The 14,868-nt window shown below is 71.1% G+C and carries 16 protein-coding genes and 1 pseudogene; 9 read left to right on the forward strand and 8 right to left on the reverse strand.

The window, feature by feature from the left end; translation table 11 throughout:
* Window positions 1-202: 202 nt before the first annotated feature.
* Window positions 203-769: a DUF4245 domain-containing protein gene (locus F0L68_RS08340; protein WP_149848902.1), complete on the reverse strand. Its 567-nt coding sequence runs from the start codon at window positions 767-769 to the stop codon at window positions 203-205.
* A 215-nt stretch (window positions 770-984) separates the two neighbouring features.
* On the opposite strand from F0L68_RS08340, the gene glpX reads away from it, so the two are divergent.
* Together glpX and F0L68_RS08350 are read left to right on the forward strand one after the other, a co-directional pair.
* Complete coding sequence (gene glpX, locus F0L68_RS08345) at window positions 985-2,061, forward strand: class II fructose-bisphosphatase (RefSeq protein ID WP_149848903.1); 1,077 nt, start codon at window positions 985-987, stop codon at window positions 2,059-2,061.
* Window positions 2,062-2,260: 199 nt separating this feature from the next.
* Window positions 2,261-3,031 carry a S1 family peptidase gene (locus tag F0L68_RS08350; protein ID WP_149848904.1) on the forward strand — a complete coding sequence of 257 codons (771 nt, stop codon included), beginning with the start codon at window positions 2,261-2,263 and terminating at the stop codon, window positions 3,029-3,031.
* Between the two features lie 247 nt (window positions 3,032-3,278).
* Here F0L68_RS08350 and F0L68_RS08355 read toward each other — a convergent pair whose 3' ends face one another.
* Window positions 3,279-4,262 (reverse strand): NAD(P)/FAD-dependent oxidoreductase, encoded by a 984-nt coding sequence (locus F0L68_RS08355; RefSeq protein ID WP_149848905.1) that lies wholly within the window; start codon window positions 4,260-4,262, stop codon window positions 3,279-3,281.
* Between the two features lie 109 nt (window positions 4,263-4,371).
* Here F0L68_RS08355 and F0L68_RS08360 point away from each other — a divergent pair, with 109 nt between their 5' ends.
* Window positions 4,372-5,769 (forward strand): class II fumarate hydratase, encoded by a 1,398-nt coding sequence (locus F0L68_RS08360; RefSeq protein WP_149848906.1) that lies wholly within the window; start codon window positions 4,372-4,374, stop codon window positions 5,767-5,769.
* Window positions 5,770-5,838: 69 nt separating this feature from the next.
* Here F0L68_RS08360 and F0L68_RS08365 read toward each other — a convergent pair whose 3' ends face one another.
* The 3 genes from F0L68_RS08365 to F0L68_RS08375 all read right to left on the reverse strand — a co-directional run bounded on the left by F0L68_RS08365 (window position 5,839) and on the right by F0L68_RS08375 (window position 8,413).
* Window positions 5,839-6,327: a methylated-DNA--[protein]-cysteine S-methyltransferase gene (locus F0L68_RS08365; protein WP_149849005.1), complete on the reverse strand. Its 489-nt coding sequence runs from the start codon at window positions 6,325-6,327 to the stop codon at window positions 5,839-5,841.
* An 11-nt stretch (window positions 6,328-6,338) separates the two neighbouring features.
* On the reverse strand, window positions 6,339-7,820 hold the full coding sequence (locus tag F0L68_RS08370; protein ID WP_149848907.1) for an AlkA N-terminal domain-containing protein: 1,482 nt from the start codon (window positions 7,818-7,820) through the stop codon (window positions 6,339-6,341).
* An 83-nt stretch (window positions 7,821-7,903) separates the two neighbouring features.
* Window positions 7,904-8,413 carry a MarR family winged helix-turn-helix transcriptional regulator gene (locus F0L68_RS08375; protein WP_223198601.1) on the reverse strand — a complete coding sequence of 170 codons (510 nt, stop codon included), beginning with the start codon at window positions 8,411-8,413 and terminating at the stop codon, window positions 7,904-7,906.
* 60 nt (window positions 8,414-8,473) lie between these two features.
* Here F0L68_RS08375 and F0L68_RS08380 point away from each other — a divergent pair, with 60 nt between their 5' ends.
* A complete protein-coding gene (locus tag F0L68_RS08380) occupies window positions 8,474-9,304 on the forward strand; it encodes an NAD(P)H-binding protein (RefSeq protein ID WP_223198602.1) in 831 nt (276 codons plus the stop codon).
* 169 nt (window positions 9,305-9,473) lie between these two features.
* Window positions 9,474-10,553: a redox-regulated ATPase YchF gene (ychF, locus tag F0L68_RS08385; protein ID WP_149848909.1), complete on the forward strand. Its 1,080-nt coding sequence runs from the start codon at window positions 9,474-9,476 to the stop codon at window positions 10,551-10,553.
* On the opposite strand, the gene F0L68_RS08390 is transcribed toward ychF, so the two are convergent.
* On the reverse strand, window positions 10,550-11,116 hold the full coding sequence (locus tag F0L68_RS08390) for a Uma2 family endonuclease (protein ID WP_149848910.1): 567 nt from the start codon (window positions 11,114-11,116) through the stop codon (window positions 10,550-10,552). The genes ychF and F0L68_RS08390 overlap by 4 nt on opposite strands.
* A gap of 116 nt (window positions 11,117-11,232) precedes the next feature.
* On the opposite strand from F0L68_RS08390, the pseudogene F0L68_RS08395 reads away from it, so the two are divergent.
* Window positions 11,233-11,415, forward strand: a pseudogene (locus F0L68_RS08395) (type II toxin-antitoxin system Phd/YefM family antitoxin); the annotation flags it as partial.
* A complete protein-coding gene (locus F0L68_RS43410) occupies window positions 11,394-11,516 on the forward strand; it encodes a type II toxin-antitoxin system YoeB family toxin (RefSeq protein ID WP_223198616.1) in 123 nt (40 codons plus the stop codon). The pseudogene F0L68_RS08395 and the gene F0L68_RS43410, both read left to right, overlap by 22 nt.
* A 7-nt stretch (window positions 11,517-11,523) precedes the next feature.
* Here F0L68_RS43410 and F0L68_RS08400 read toward each other — a convergent pair whose 3' ends face one another.
* Complete coding sequence (locus F0L68_RS08400) at window positions 11,524-11,838, reverse strand: hypothetical protein (RefSeq protein WP_149848912.1); 315 nt, start codon at window positions 11,836-11,838, stop codon at window positions 11,524-11,526.
* Between the two features lie 54 nt (window positions 11,839-11,892).
* Between F0L68_RS08400 and F0L68_RS08405 the strand changes: the two genes are divergently transcribed.
* Entirely contained in the window at window positions 11,893-13,254 is a 1,362-nt protein-coding gene (locus F0L68_RS08405) for a mannosyltransferase (protein WP_276313840.1), read from the forward strand.
* 10 nt (window positions 13,255-13,264) lie between these two features.
* On the opposite strand, the gene F0L68_RS08410 is transcribed toward F0L68_RS08405, so the two are convergent.
* Entirely contained in the window at window positions 13,265-13,558 is a 294-nt protein-coding gene (locus F0L68_RS08410; RefSeq protein ID WP_149848914.1) for a 4a-hydroxytetrahydrobiopterin dehydratase, read from the reverse strand.
* Between the two features lie 230 nt (window positions 13,559-13,788).
* Between F0L68_RS08410 and F0L68_RS08415 the strand changes: the two genes are divergently transcribed.
* A complete protein-coding gene (locus F0L68_RS08415; protein WP_438672256.1) occupies window positions 13,789-14,862 on the forward strand; it encodes a thiamine ABC transporter substrate-binding protein in 1,074 nt (357 codons plus the stop codon).
* The last annotated feature ends 6 nt before the right edge of the window (window positions 14,863-14,868 follow it).

The raw sequence follows: 14,868 nt of genomic DNA on the forward strand, positions 1-14,868 counted from the left end.
GCTAAGTAAGTGGCATTGCCCTGGGGGGCCGTGCCCTTGGCCAGCCTATCGGCGATCATCGGCAGACGGCGGCGAAGTCCGGTCGGCTGTGGACAACCAGGTGTGTTGTGGACAACCACGCTGTGGACAAACCAAGCTGCGGATAGCCAACCAGTGGGCAAACCAACCAGTGGGCAAACCAAGCTGTGCGCGACCAAGCTGGCTACCGGGTGCTCGGCAGCACCGTGGAGTCCTGGACGGCCGAGGCGAGGGCCCGCACCTCGTCCTGCGTGCCGCTGCCGGTGATCAACACCCGCACGCCGTCCAGGTCGGTCGCCCAGGCGCGTTCGTCGTGCTGGCCCGGGTAGCCCGTCCAGGTCCGGCCGGCGACCTGGAGGCTGCCGTCGGCCGGCACGGCCGCGTTGCGGTCCAGGCCGCCCTCGAACCGCACCAGCTCGTCCAGCGGTGCCGAGGACTGCGCCAGCCGCAGGTAGCGGCCGCCCGCGGTCAGCCAGCCGACCTGCACCGAGGACGCGCCCGACGGGGTGGCGGCCGTCTGCGCGCTGTTGACCCGCCAGCCGGCGGGCGCGTTCGGGTCGCGCACCGGGAAGCCGACGATGCCGGCCGCGTCGCGCAGCTCCGCGTGCTGGTCGACGGTCGGCACCGCCTTCGGGTCGACCTTGGGGCCACCCGGGCTGAACGCGCAGCCACGGCCGAGGCTGCCGAGCGCGATGAGCACGACGATCAGCGCGACGAGCGACAACACCATGTCGCGCGCCGTTTTGGCCATCCGGCTGCGCGTCGGCGTAGGCGAACTCGGCTGGGGGGACTCGTCTGACGGCGCCTGAACCACCCGTACATCGTCTCAAGTCGTCTGGATCGGTGCTGCTCACCCCCGGGTGGGCGGACCCGTCCCTGGCAGGGACGATCTGGGAGGATTCCAATACGGTCCAGTACCGATCGAGCCGGTCAGCAGTGATCTGCCGAACCGACCCAGGAGGCGGAATGAGCACGTCCAGCAGTAGTTCCGAGGCCCGTTCCACGGGCGCCGAGCGCCGTAGGGAAGCGCCCGACAGGAACCTGGCGCTCGAACTCGTCCGGGTCACCGAGGCGGCCGCGATGGCCGCCGGCCGCTGGGTCGGCCGGGGCGACAAGATCGGCGGCGACGGCGCGGCCGTCGACGCGATGCGCAAGCTCATCGGCACGGTCTCGATGCGCGGCGTCGTGGTGATCGGCGAGGGCGAGAAGGACGACGCGCCGATGCTCTACAACGGCGAGCAGGTCGGCAACGGCGACGGCCCCGACTGCGACGTCGCGGTCGACCCGATCGACGGCACGACGCTGATGGCCAAGGGCATGCCGAACGCGCTCGCGGTGCTCGCGGTCGCCGAGCGGGGCGCCATGTTCGACCCGTCCGCAGTGTTCTACATGGAGAAGCTGGCCGTCGGGCCGGAGGCCGCCGACGTCATCGACCTGACCGCGCCGATCGCGGAGAACATCCGCAGGGTGGCCAAGGCCAAGCACAGCGGGGTCTCCGACGTGACGGTCTGCATCCTGGACCGGCCAAGGCACGAGCAGTTGGTCGCGGACGTGCGGGAGGCTGGCGCGCGGATCCACTTCGTGTCCGACGGCGACGTCGCTGGCGCGATCTCGGCCGCTCGGCCCGGCACCGGCGTCGACCTGCTGGTCGGCATCGGCGGCACCCCGGAGGGGATCATCGCCGCCGCCGCGCTGAAGTGCATGGGCGGCGCGATCCAGGGCAGGCTGTGGCCCAAGGACGCCGACGAGCGGCAGAAGGCGCTCGACGCCGGCCACGACCTCGACCGGGTGCTGGACACCAACGACCTGGTCGGCGGCGACAACGTGTTCTTCTGCGCCACCGGCGTGACCGACGGCGACCTGGTGCGCGGCGTGCACTACCGGGCGGGCGGCTGCACGACCCAGTCGATCGTGATGCGGTCCAAGTCGGGCACCGTGCGGATGATCGACGGGTTCCACCGGCTGACCAAGCTGCGCGAGTACGCCTCGGTGGACTTCGACCGGTTCAGCGAGGACGAGAACGCGCTGCCCCCGCTGCCGTAGGGCAGGGCTGCTGCCGTAGGGCAGGGAAGCGGCACAGTCAACGCCGGGTGAACAAGATCGTTCACCCGGCGTTGACTGTGTAAAGACAAGTAAAATTCAACATAACTTACCTACCAACGTAGGTTCACGTCCCGAAGGTCGGCTGAATATCTTTCTTGGCACCCGGCCACCCTGCGCCGGGCAGGAAAGGACAGTGACCATGCGGGCACGTTCTCTGGTAATCGGAGTCTTTGCGGCGGCGACCGCGATTCTCGGCCTCGCGGCGCCGGCCTCGGCGGCGGGCGGCAACCATCCGCACATCGTCGGCGGCAGCGACGCCGACCAGACGTATTCATTCATGGTGTCCCTACAGAACGCCAGCGGCGACCATTTCTGTGGCGGTTCCCTGATCAAACCGGACTGGGTGGTGACCGCGGCGCACTGCGTGGTCAACGAGTCCGCAGGCAACGTGCAGGTGCGGATCGGCAGCACGGACCGCACCCAGGGCGGCGAGGTCGCCCAGGTGTCCGACCTGATCCCGAACCCCAACTACGACGGCCAGGGCGCCGGCAACGACATCGCGCTGGTGCACCTCGCCGCGCCGGTGCAGGCCGCGCCGATCTCGATCGCAGGCAGCGCGCAGGTCGGCACGCAGTCGCGGATCATCGGCTGGGGCCAGACCTGCTCGCAGCCCGGAGCCTGCGGCGCCCCGCAAACCCTTCAGCAGCTGGACGTCTCGGTGCTGGACGCCGGTCAGTGCACCGGCATCGACGGCTCAGTCGAGCTGTGCACCAGCAACCCCGGCGGCACCGCGGGCGCCTGCTACGGCGACTCGGGCGGCCCGCAGATCGTGCAGGCAGGCGGCGGCTGGCAGCTGATCGGCGACACCAGCCGCAGCGGCAACGGCGACTCCACCTGCGCCACCGGTCCGTCGATCTACACCAACGTCACCGCCTACGTGGACTGGATCACCCAGACCACCGGCGGCTGAGTCCGACCGGCGGCCGGCCCGCGCCCCGTGCCGAAGCCGCCGGGCCTGCTCCATCGGACCTTCTCGGCAGACGGAAAGATCCCCGCACCACGGATAATCCCTGCACAACGGAAACCCTGCACGGTCGACCAGCCCGGACCAGTCGTCGGGCGGGTCGGCGTGCGCATTCTCCGTGTCGATTTCGGCACAGCATTTCGGTTGTCCTCGGCCGCGCGGTGGAAAGCCGCCGAAAATCCGGTCCGGTGCGCTATCCGGCGTTGCTGGAATGGCCGGGGAACAGGTGCGCCTCGGGATTGAGCGCGACGGCGATGTTGTTCACCGCGGTGGCCGCCTCGCCGAAACCCGTGGCGATCAGCTTCACCTTGCCGGGATAGGCGGCGACATCCCCGGCCGCGTAGACGCGGTCCCGCGCGGTCCGCATGGTGGTGTCCACCCGCACGGCGCGGTGGTCCAGTTCGATGCCCCAGGTCTCGATCGGCCCGAGGTCGGTGGTGAACCCGAGGGCGGCCACCACGGTCTGCGCCGGCAGCACCTTGTGGTCGGCGCCGCCGACCACGACCTCGACCTCGCGCAGGCCTGTGTCGTCGCCGCGCAGGGCCGTCACCTCGGCGTCGGTGATGATCGGCACGCCAAGCTCCCGCACCTGGCTCACCGTCGCCGGGTGTGCCCGGAACTTCGCCCGCCGGTGCACCAGGCTGACGCTGGCCGCGATCGGGTGCAGCGCCAGCGCCCAGTCGAACGCCGAGTCGCCGCCGCCGACCACCACGACGTGCTGGTCGCGGTGCGCCTCGAGGACGGGCACGAAGTTCACGACGCCCCGGCCGAGCCAGCCGTCGCCAGCCGGCAGCGGGCGGGGCGTGAACTCGCCCATGCCGGCGGTGATCAGCACCGCGCCGGTCCGGACCACGCTGCCGTCCGCGAGGCCGACGTGCAGCCGGTCGTCCACAGTGGACAGTGTGCGAGCTTGGCGGCCCAACAGATAGGTGGGGTCCCACTGGCTGGTCTGCTCGACCAGCGCGTCGATGAGATCTCGGCCACGCACGGCGGGGAAGCCGGCCACGTCGAGGATCATCTTCTCCGGGTACATCGCGGTGACCTGTCCGCCGGCCTCCGGCAGGGCGTCGACCAGCGCGACCGACAGCTCGCGGAACCCGGCGTAGTAGGCCGCGAACAGGCCGGTCGGCCCGGCGCCCACGATGAGCAGGTCCACATCCAGAGCCTCTGCGCCCACGAGGATCCGCCTTTCTGCCAAGCGGTGGATGGCAGTGCAGGAACAACATCGACCTTAGGTGGTCAAGGCCACCGCGCACAGCGGATTCGAAGGGTCCAAACTCGGAGGTATGGCTGAACAGGAGTACCGCGTCGAGCACGACACCATGGGCGAGGTCAGGGTGCCGGTCGACGCGCTGTGGCGGGCGCAGACCCAGCGCGCGGTGGAGAACTTCCCGATCTCCGGGCGCGGCCTGGAGCGGGCGCAGATCAGGGCGCTCGGGCTGCTCAAGTCCGCGGCCGCGCGGGTGAACGAGCGCCTCGGCGTGCTCGAACCCGAGCTGGCACAGGCGATCGCGGCCGCAGCCGACGAGGTGGCGCGGGGCGACCACGACGCGCACTTCCCGATCGACGTGTTCCAGACCGGCTCCGGCACCTCGTCGAACATGAACGCCAACGAGGTCATCGCGACCCTGGCCAGCAGGCGGCTCGGCCGCGAGGTGCACCCCAACGACCACGTCAACGCGTCGCAGTCGTCCAACGACACCTTCCCCACCACCATTCACGTCGCCGCGACCGAGGCCGTCGTGACCGACGTCGTGCCGGCGCTGCGGCACCTGGCCGACGTCCTGGCCGCGCGGGCGCTGGAGTGGGCCGAGGTGGTGAAGTCGGGCCGCACGCACCTGATGGACGCCGTGCCGATCACGCTCGGCCAGGAGGCGGGCGCGTGGGCGGCGCAGGTGCGCTACGGCGTGGAGCGCCTCGAGGGCACGCTCGGCAGGCTAGGCGAGCTGCCCATCGGCGGCACCGCCGTCGGCAGCGGCCTGAACGCGCCGGAGGGTTTCGGCGCCGCGGTCGCCGCGGAGCTGGCCGGGCTGACCGGCCTGCCGCTGACCGAGGCCCGCGACCACTTCGAGGCGCAGGCCGCGCAGGACGGGGTCGTCGAGGCGTCCGGTCAGCTGAAGACGGTCGCGGTGAGCCTGTTCAAGCTCGCGAACGACCTGCGCTGGCTGGGTTCCGGCCCGAGGACCGGGCTCGGCGAACTGGCGCTGCCCGACCTCCAGCCCGGCTCGTCGATCATGCCGGGCAAGGTGAACCCGGTGATCCCCGAGGCGACGATGATGGTGGTGGCTCAGGTGATCGGCAACGACGCCGCGGTCACCTTCGCCGGCACGCAGGGAAACTTCCAGCTCAACGTGATGCTGCCGGTGATCGCCCGCAACGTGCTGGAGTCGGCGCGGCTGCTGGCGGCGGTGGCGCGTCTGTTGGCGGACAAGGTGATCGAGGGCATGCAACCGCAGGTGGTGCGGATGCGTGAGCTGGCGGAGTCCTCGCCGTCGATCGTCACGCCGCTGAACCGCTACCTCGGCTACGAGGAGGCCGCGTCGATCGCGAAGCAGTCCCTCAAGGAGCGCAGGACGATTCGCGAGGTGGTGCTGGAGCGCGGTCACGTCGACGCAGGCCGGATCACCCTCGACCAGCTGGACACGGCACTGGACGTCCTGCGCATGGCGCACGGCGGCCGCTGAGCCGGCCCAAGGGTTTCGGCGGTCGACCGCGTGCCCGGGTCGACCGCCGAACCCCGTCGGCTACGCGGCCTATGCGGCGCTCTCGTGCGCGAGCAGCCACTGCTTCGCGTCCAGCCCCCACCGGAAGCCGCCCAGCTTGCCGCCGAGCCGCAGCACCCGGTGGCACGGCACGAACAGCGCGGCCGCGTTCCGCGCGCACGCCGAGGCCGCCGCGCGGATCGCCGAGGGCCGCCCGGCCAGCGCGGCGTAGTCCGAGTAGGTGATCGGCCGCCCGGCCGGCACGGTCCGCAGCACCGTCCAGGCGGCCTCCATGAACTCCCCGGACCGCTGCCGCACCTCGATGCCGTCCACCGCACCGAGATCGCCCGCGTGGTACTCCCGCACCGCCGTGGTCACCGCGCCGAGCTCGGGACGCACCGACAGCACCGAGGGTCGCAGCTTCGGGGACACCTGCGGCAGCAGCTCGTCCGCCGTGTCCGTCCAGCCGCTGGCCAGCACCGCGCCGTCCTCGGCGACGATCGCGGTGAACGGGCCGATCGGAGTGTCCACAGTGGACATACTTGCCTTGCTCACGCTGTCCTCCTGATGTCGGTGGCGGCGGCCGCGCCGGCCCGCCACAGATGCATGCCTGCGTAGGAACGCCACGGCCGCCAGCCGCGCGCGTGCCGCGCGAGACCGTCGGGGGTGGCCGGCAGGCCAAGTGTCTCGGCGCCCTTGCGCAGCGCCAGGTCCGAGGTCAACAACACGTCAGGGGCGCCGAGCACCCGCAGCTGCACGTACCCGGCCGTCCATGGGCCGATACCGGCGAAGGACACCAGGTCGGCCCGCAACTCGTCGGGATCCCGGCCGACGTGCACGGCCAGGCTGCCGTCCGCGATGGCGGAACTCACCGCCAGCACGGTATCGATGCGCCGCTTCGGCCCGCGCAGCACCTCCGCGCCGCGCTCCGCGATCGCCGCCGCGGTCGGGAACAGCGTGGTGAGCTGCCCCTCCGGTGTCTCCAGCTGCTCGCCGAGCGCCATGGTCAGGTGGGCGAGCGCCGTGCGCGCCGCCGCGACCGAGATCTGCTGCCCGATCATCGCGCGCAGCACGATCTCCTGGCCGTCCACGCTGCCGGGCACCCGGATGCCGGGCACGGCCGCGACCGACGGCGCCAGCGCGGGATCCCTGCCGAGCACCTCGTCGACGGCGGCCGGGTCGGCGTCCAGGTCGAGCAGCCTGCGCAGCCTGGACACGGCGCTGCCGAGATCGCGCAGGTCGTGCAGGCGCAGGGTGGTGTCGACGTGCCCGTCGACCGGGGTCAGCAGCGCGGTGGCCGGGCCGTGCGGCAGCCGCAGCGTCCTGCCGTAGCTGCCGTCCGCCACGTGCTCGACACCGGGCACCGCCCGCGCGGCCAGGAACGCCAGCAGCCCGTCCGCGTCCAGAGGCGGCCGGTAGGGCAGCCGCAGCGAGATCCGGCCGGCCGTCGGCCCCGGCCCGTGACCGCGCCGGCTCGCCGTGCTGCGCAGCTCAGACGGGCTCGCCGCGAACACCGCGCGGATGGTGTCGTTGAACTGCCGGATGCTGGCGAAGCCCGCGGCGAACGCCACGTCGCCGAAGGCAAGGTCGGTGGTCTCGATCAGCAGCCTGGCCGCGTGCGCGCGGTGCGCCCTGGCCAGCGCCAACGGTCCAGCGCCGAGTTCGGTGGTGAGCACCCTGGTGAGGTGCCGCTCGGAGTAGCCGAGCCTGGTGGCCAGGCCGGGCACGCCGTCGCGTTCCACCACGCCGTCGGAGATCAGCCGCATGGCGCGCGCGGCCAGGTCGGCGCGCAGGTCCCACTCCGGCGAGCCGGGCACGGCGTCGGGCAGGCAGCGTCGGCAGGCCCGGTAACCGGCGGACTGCGCCGCGGCGGCGGTCGGGTAGAACTCGACGTTGCGCTGCTTGGGTGTCACGGCGGGGCAGGACGGCCGGCAGTAGATCTTGGTGGTCCGCACCGCCGTGATGAAGCAGCCGTCGAAGCGGGCGTCGCGGGCGCTGACGGCCCGGTAGGCACGTTCGGTATCGACAAACACAACACGATCGTGCCAGCACCGACGCGGCCAGGCTGGCGGAAATCAGACACGGCGGTTTTGTGGCGGGGCGGCGACCGCCGCCGTCAGTCCGCGGGGCCGGGCGACTGCCAGTGCCGAACCTCGTGGGCCCAGGCGGTGAGGCCGGCGACGAACCCGGCGCGGTCCCTCGGCGACAGGTCAGCCAGGACGCGGATCAGCGGCGCTGCGCGCACCGCGACGAAGCCCTCGACGACGCCGCGCTGCGACTCGGCCAGGGACACCAGCGTGCGCCTGCGGTTGGCCGGGTCCTCGCGCCGTTCCACCAGCCCGGCCCGGCTGAGGTCGCCGACCAGCTCGCTGGTCGTCGACAGCGACAACCCCATGCGCTCGGCCAGTTCACCGACGCTCAGCCCGGCGTCGACCACGAGTTGCGGCAGCACCGCGCCGTGCCGCGCGGTGAGCCGGTGGCTCTGGAAGATCCCGGTCAGCTCCTCGGGCATGTCGCTGTGCGCGCGCCGGAAGTAGGCCGCCAGCAGCGGCACGAAGCCGATCGCCTCCCTGACCTCGTCGGGCCGGGGAACTCGGGGCTCGGCGGGGGAGTCGTCGGGCGTCACGGCGTCAGTGTAATGTTTCGGATATCCGAAGTGTTTGGATAGCCGAACATTGGAGCGATCGTGATCCTGGTGACTGGGGCGACCGGCAACGTCGGTCGGAACGTGCTGGCACAACTGCTCGACGCGGGCGAGACGGTCCGCGTGACCAGCCGGAACCCGGCGGGGGCCGAGTTCCCGAGCGGCGTCGAGGTGGTGCGCGCCGACCTGACCGAGCCCGCGACGCTGCCCGCCGCGCTGAACGGCGTCGACCGCGCCTTCCTGTTTCCCACGCCCGGCCACGCTGGCGGCTTCCTCGACGCGGCGACCGCCGCCGGGCTCGAGCGCGTCGTGCTGCTGTCCGCGGCTGCGGTGTCCGACCAGGACGGCGGCGCCCTCGGCGACCGGCACGCCGCCGTCGAGCAGGCCGTGACCGCGTCGGGGCTGGCGTGGACCTTCCTGCGGCCGGGGCCGTTCATGGTCAACGACCTGCGCTGGGCCCCGGCGATCAGGGCGACCGGCGTGGTCCGCGCGCCCTACGGCAGGGCGGTCAGCGCGCCGATCGACGAGCGAGACATCGCCGCCGTCGCCGTCCACGCGCTGCTGGAGGACGGGCACGAGGGCAGGGCGTACGAGCTGACCGGCGGGGAGCCGTTGAGCACGCAGGAGCGGGTGCGGATCCTCGGCGACGTGCTCGGCCGCGAGCTGACCTTCCAGGAGCAGCCGACCGAGGAGGCCAGGCAGGAGCTGCTGGACTCGCACGTGCCCGTCGAGGTGGCGAACGCCGTGCTGGCGCTGTTCGCCGCGATGGTGGACGCGACGCCGGAGCTGTCGCCGTGGGTCCGCGAGGTGACCGGCCGCGCGCCGCTCGGCTACGCGGACTGGGCGGCCAACCGCGCGGCGGACTTCCGCTGACCACGGCGCGAGCGGGGACGCCCAGCGGGGACGCCGGGCGGGACGCGCTGTCAGGCCGGGCCGGTGCCGGACCATCGGCATTGGCCCGGCCGCGTCCCAGGCCCCGGCGCGCCCCGAATCGCGGTCGCCTCGGCCGGCGGTCCCGGCCGACGCCGTAGACTCGCCCGACGTGAGCCTCACCCTCGGTATCGTCGGGCTGCCCAACGTGGGCAAGTCGACCCTGTTCAACGCGCTGACCCGCAACGACGTGCTGGCCGCGAACTACCCGTTCGCGACCATCGAGCCCAACGTCGGCGTCGTGCCGCTGCCCGACGAGCGGCTGGCCAAGCTGGCCGAGGTGTTCAGCTCGGAGAAGCTGGTGCCGGCCGTCGTGTCCTTCGTGGACATCGCCGGCATCGTCAAGGGCGCGTCCGAGGGGGCGGGGCTCGGCAACAAGTTCCTCGCCAACATCCGCGAGGCCAACGCGATCTGCCAGGTCATCCGGGTGTTCGACGACCCGGACGTGGTGCACGTCGACGGCAGGGTTGACCCGTCGAGCGACATCGAGACGATCAACACCGAGCTGATTCTCGCCGACCTCCAGACGCTGGAGAAGGCGATCCCGCGCATCGAGCGCGAGGCCCGCACGCAGAAGGACCGCCGTCCGATGCTGGAGGCGGCGCAGCAGGCGAAGGCGCTGCTGGACGCCGGCAGGACGATGTTCCAGGCGAGGTCCGAAGTGGACGGCGAGCTGCTGCGCGAGCTGAACCTGCTGACCACCAAGCCGTTCCTGTACGTGTTCAACGCCGACGAGGCCGTGCTCACCGACGAGGCCAGGCTCAAGGAGCTGCGCGAGCTGGTCGCCCCGGCCGACGCGGTGTTCCTGGACGCCAAGGTCGAGGCCGAGCTGCTGGAGCTGGACGAGGAGTCCGCGCGCGAGCTGCTCGAGTCGATCGGCCAGCACGAGCCGGGCCTGTACTCGCTGGCCAGGGCGGGCTTCCACACCCTCGGTCTCCAGACCTATCTGACCGCGGGCCCCAAGGAGTCGCGGGCCTGGACCATCCCGCAGGGCGCGACCGCCCCGCAGGCCGCCGGCGTGATCCACACCGACTTCGAGCGCGGTTTCATCAAGGCGGAGGTCGTCTCGTTCGCCGACCTGACGGAGGCCGGTTCCATGGCGGCGGCCCGCTCGGCCGGCAAGGTCCGCATGGAGGGCAAGGACTACGTGATGGCCGACGGCGACGTCGTCGAGTTCAGGTTCAACGTCTAGAGCAGCGCGTCCAGGTCCAGCCGCAGCGGGAACGGCACGGTGAGTTCCAGCATGCCGCGAACGATGGCGACCGGCACGTAGGAGCTGGTCGGGACATCCAACTCGTACACGTGCACTACTGGCCGGTCGTTCTCGTCCTCGACCAGCCAGTAGTGTGCGATGCCCGCCTCGGCGTACTTGCGCAGCTTGACGGTCCGGTCGCGGTGCTCTGATTCCGGCGAGATCACTTCCACGGCGAGGAGAACGTCAGCCGGGTCGAACCACGTGCGGTTGTAGTCGACCGAGGCGGTCGTCACGATGATGTCCGGCTCTGGTCGATTTCGTTCGTCCAGCCGGATGGTCACTTCCCTGTCGACCTCGACGCCGTCGGGCCGCTGAGCGGCAAGCGCAGTGGTGAGGGCGGTGACGACGCGGGCATGCCAGATCCGCTGCGGCGACATCATGAAGACGAGGGCTCCATCGATCAGCTCGGTGTGACGCGGCGCTTCCGGGAGGTGGTCGAGATCCTCCGCGAACCACCCTTCCTCGTGAGGAGGGCGCATCCAGTCCGGCAGTGCGGTCATGGCTAAACGATAGCGATTCGGGCGAGTCAGAGCACGAGGTCGGAGGTCGGCCGGTGGCTGGCCCGGCCGCTGCCAGAGTGGCACGGTATTAGGTGTCACTAGGTGGAGGTGTCGTCGTGTCCATTACCGCGAGCGAGGCGCGCAGGGAACTGTTCTCGCTACTCAAGAAGGTCAACGACGACCGCGAGGCTGTCGAGATCGTCTCCAAGCACGGGAACGCCGTCCTCGTCCCCGCCGAGGACTACGCCGCTCTGCGTGAGGGCTCCTACCTGTTGCGATCGCCGGCGAACGCGCGCCGCCTGCTCAAGGCGTACGAGAACGCACTCAGGAGGCCTGCCGCGATCCGTTCACCGGGATCGGCAAGCCGGAGCCGCTGAGGTACCACCTGCCCGGCGGCTGAGGCGCGCTCAGTGGTTGTGGCGGGTGCGGGCGGTGTGCCAGAGCACCGCGCCGGCGATGCTGAGCATCACGATGGCCGCGAGGCCGCCGACCACGATGTCCCCGTTGGAGCTGTGCACCGCCTTGACCGTGCCGTCGGCGACCTGACCCGGCGTGGTCGTGGTCGGCGCGGTGGTGTCGGCCATCGCGGGCAGCGCGGCGGCGCCAAGCAGCAGCGCGACCATCGCGACCATGAGCCCGAGCGTGGCGGCCAGGGCGGCGATCCGGCCGGCGCGCGGCTGGTCGACAACGTTGACATCGGCGGCGTTGACGGTGTTGATCATGTTTTCCCCTTGTTCACTGACTCCCACCTCTGAAGACGCCGCGGCCACCGCTTCGTGCTGCGAAAGTCGGCTACTTCACAGTTCCGGCATGTCGGACAACCCGCTGGCCACCGCCTGTGCCGGGGCGCCACCGCCCGGACCGGTACCGTGACACGCGTGAATCTGCGTGCCGTCGAAGCTCGCGTGCTCGCCGTCGCGCCGTGGCTGCTTGCCCTGTCCGTGCTCGGCCACCTCGTGATGGTGACGTTCCAACAGAAGATGACCATGGTCGACCTGATGGTCTACCGGAACGCCTCGCCCGAGATCTTCACCGGCCAGCTCTACGACTGGCGGCTGCGGGAGTTCTCCGACCAGTTCGCCCTCCCGTTCACCTACCCGCCGTTCGCGGCGCTGGTGTTCGTGCCGCTCTCCGTCGTCTCCTGGACGGTCGCGCGCTGGTTCTGGCAGCTCGTCTCGCTCGCCTGCCTGTGGTGGCTGGTGCGCTGCGCGCTTCGGCTGATCGCCAAGAGCACCGGGAGCACCGCGGACGTCGGGGACGTCGGGGACGTCGACCCCGACCTGTGGCGGCGGCGCGCGATGCTGTGGACCGGGCTGTCCGTCTGGATCGAGCCGGTCCGCACCACGCTGAACTACGGCCAGATCAACCTGGTGCTCGCCGCCGTGCTGCTCGCCACGATGGCCAGCAGGCGCGCGAGCCTGGCCGGGCTCGGCGTCGGCGTGACCGCCGGCATCAAGCTCACCCCGGCCATCTCGGGCCTGTACTTCCTGGTCACCAGGAGGTTCGCGGCCGCGGCCTGGTCCGTCGCGGCGTTCCTGCTCACCGTCGGGCTCGGCTACCTGGTCACGCCGGGGCAGTCCAACCGGTTCTGGTTCCAGCTGCTCGGCGACGCGACCAGGGTCGGACCGGTCGGCTCCGCGATCAACCAGTCGCTGCGCGGCGCGCTGTCCAGGACGCTGGGCTACGACGTCGACAGCGGACTGCCGTGGCTGCTCGCGGTCGCCGTGTCCGCCGTGCTGCTCGGCTGGGCGCTGCGCGCGGCGCTGCGGGTCGGCGACACCCTCGCCGGCATCGTGGCGGTGCAGATCTTCGGCCTGCTGGTCTCGCCGATCTCCTGGAGCCACCACTGGGTGTGGATGGTCCCCGGCCTGATGTGGCTGCTGTACGGGCGGGCGCGCGGACACCGGCTGGTCGCCTGGACCGCCGGCCTCTGGGTGCTCGCCGTCGGCAGCTACCTGATCTCGTTCCTGCTCAAGGCGCAGCCGTCGATCTGGATCATCCCGCGCCCCTGGTACTTCTCGGCGCTGGGCTGGGTGTACCCGGCGTGCGGCCTGCTGACGCTGGTCGCCGTCGCGGTCGGCCTGCGGGCCAGGACGTCCTCGGACCAGCAGGCCGCCGCCACGGTGTCTAGCGCCTAGCTGAGGGCGCCTAGCTGAGGGCGTCGAGCACGCCGTCGATCTCCTCGGCCAGCGAGACGTCCGACGCGGTCACCCCGCCGATCGAGTGGGTGCTGCACCGGAACACCAGGGTGCGCCAGCGGATGTCGATGTCAGGGTGGTGGTTGTCGTTCTCGGCGATCTCCGCGACCCGGTTCACCACGCGGATCGCGTCGGGGAAGCTCGCCAGCTCGGCGCTGCGCACCAGCGCTGCGTCCACGCACCGCCACTCCGGGAGCGCGCCGAGGGCGTCGTTGATCTGGTCGTCGCTCAGCAGTTCGGCCATGCGTTCATCCTGGCCCGACGCGCCCGCGCACGCGAGGCGTAAGCTGCCCGTTTGCCACGGGAGTCCGGTGCGCCGGGCTGAGAGGAAGGCGGCACGAGACCTGCTTGCAGGGTCGAGCCATTAAACGCGAGCCTTCGACCGTCCATACCTGATCCGGGTCATGCCGGTGTAGGGAGGGCTCGGTGTCGGTTCGCGCTGTCAGCGTTTGTTCACGACACCGGGAGGACCCCTTGATTCGTCGCACCATGATCGCCGCGGCTGCCGCGTCGGCGCTCGCGCTGGTCGCCGGCTGCTCGTTGTCAGGCGGTTCCGGTAGTTCCAGCAGCTCGGGGAACTCGCCGCAGAGCACCGACCACTCGGTCACGCTGGTCACGCACGACTCCTTCGTGGTCAAGCAGGAGGTGATCGACGAGTTCCAGCGCAGCTCGGGCATCAAGGTCACCGTGCTCAAGAGCGGCGACGCGGGCGCGCTGACCAACAAGCTCGTGCTCACCAAGGGCAATCCGATCGGCGACGCCGCCTACGGCGTGGACTCCACCTTCGCCTCCCGCGCGCTCGGCGAGGGCGTCTTCCAGGAGTACCAGAGCCCCGAGGGCGACAAGGGCCCGCAGCGCTACGCCGCCGACGGCAGCCACAAGCTGTCCGCCGTCGACGTCGGCGACGTCTGCGTGAACGTCGACACCGGGTGGTTCGCCGCGAAGAACCTGCCGGAGCCGAAGACCTACCAGGACCTGGCCGACCCGAAGTACCGCGACCTGCTCGTGGTCGAGGACCCGGCGACCTCCTCGCCCGGCCTGGCCTTCCTGTTCGGCAGCATCGGCAAGCTCGGCGAGTCCGGTTGGACGGACTACTGGACGAAGCTGAAGGCCAACGGCGTCAAGGTGGTCAGCGGCTGGGAGGAGGCCTACAACCAGGACTTCTCCGGCTCGGCTGGCAAGGGCCCCCGGCCGATCGTGGTGTCCTACGCGTCCTCGCCCGCCGCCGAGATCGGCCAGGACGGCACGCCGCGCACCAAGGCGCTGCTGGACACCTGCTACCGCCAGGTCGAGTACGCGGGCGTGCTGTCGGGCGCGAAGCACGTCGACGACGCGAAGAAGGTCGTGGACTTCCTGCTGTCGGAGAAGTTCCAGGCGCAGGTCGCCGACCAGATGTACGTCTACCCGGCGCGCGAGGGTGTCGCGCTGCCGGAGGCGTGGACCAAGGCGGCCCCGCTGCCCAAGGACTCCGCCGCGCTGCCGGCCGACAAGATCCAGGCCAACCGCGAGCACTGGGTCCAGCAGTGGCGAACCCTGGTCCAGGGCTGAGCGCGC

It is taken from the genome of Solihabitans fulvus (assembly GCF_008386585.1).
GTDB classification, from domain to species: domain Bacteria; phylum Actinomycetota; class Actinomycetes; order Mycobacteriales; family Pseudonocardiaceae; genus Solihabitans; species Solihabitans fulvus.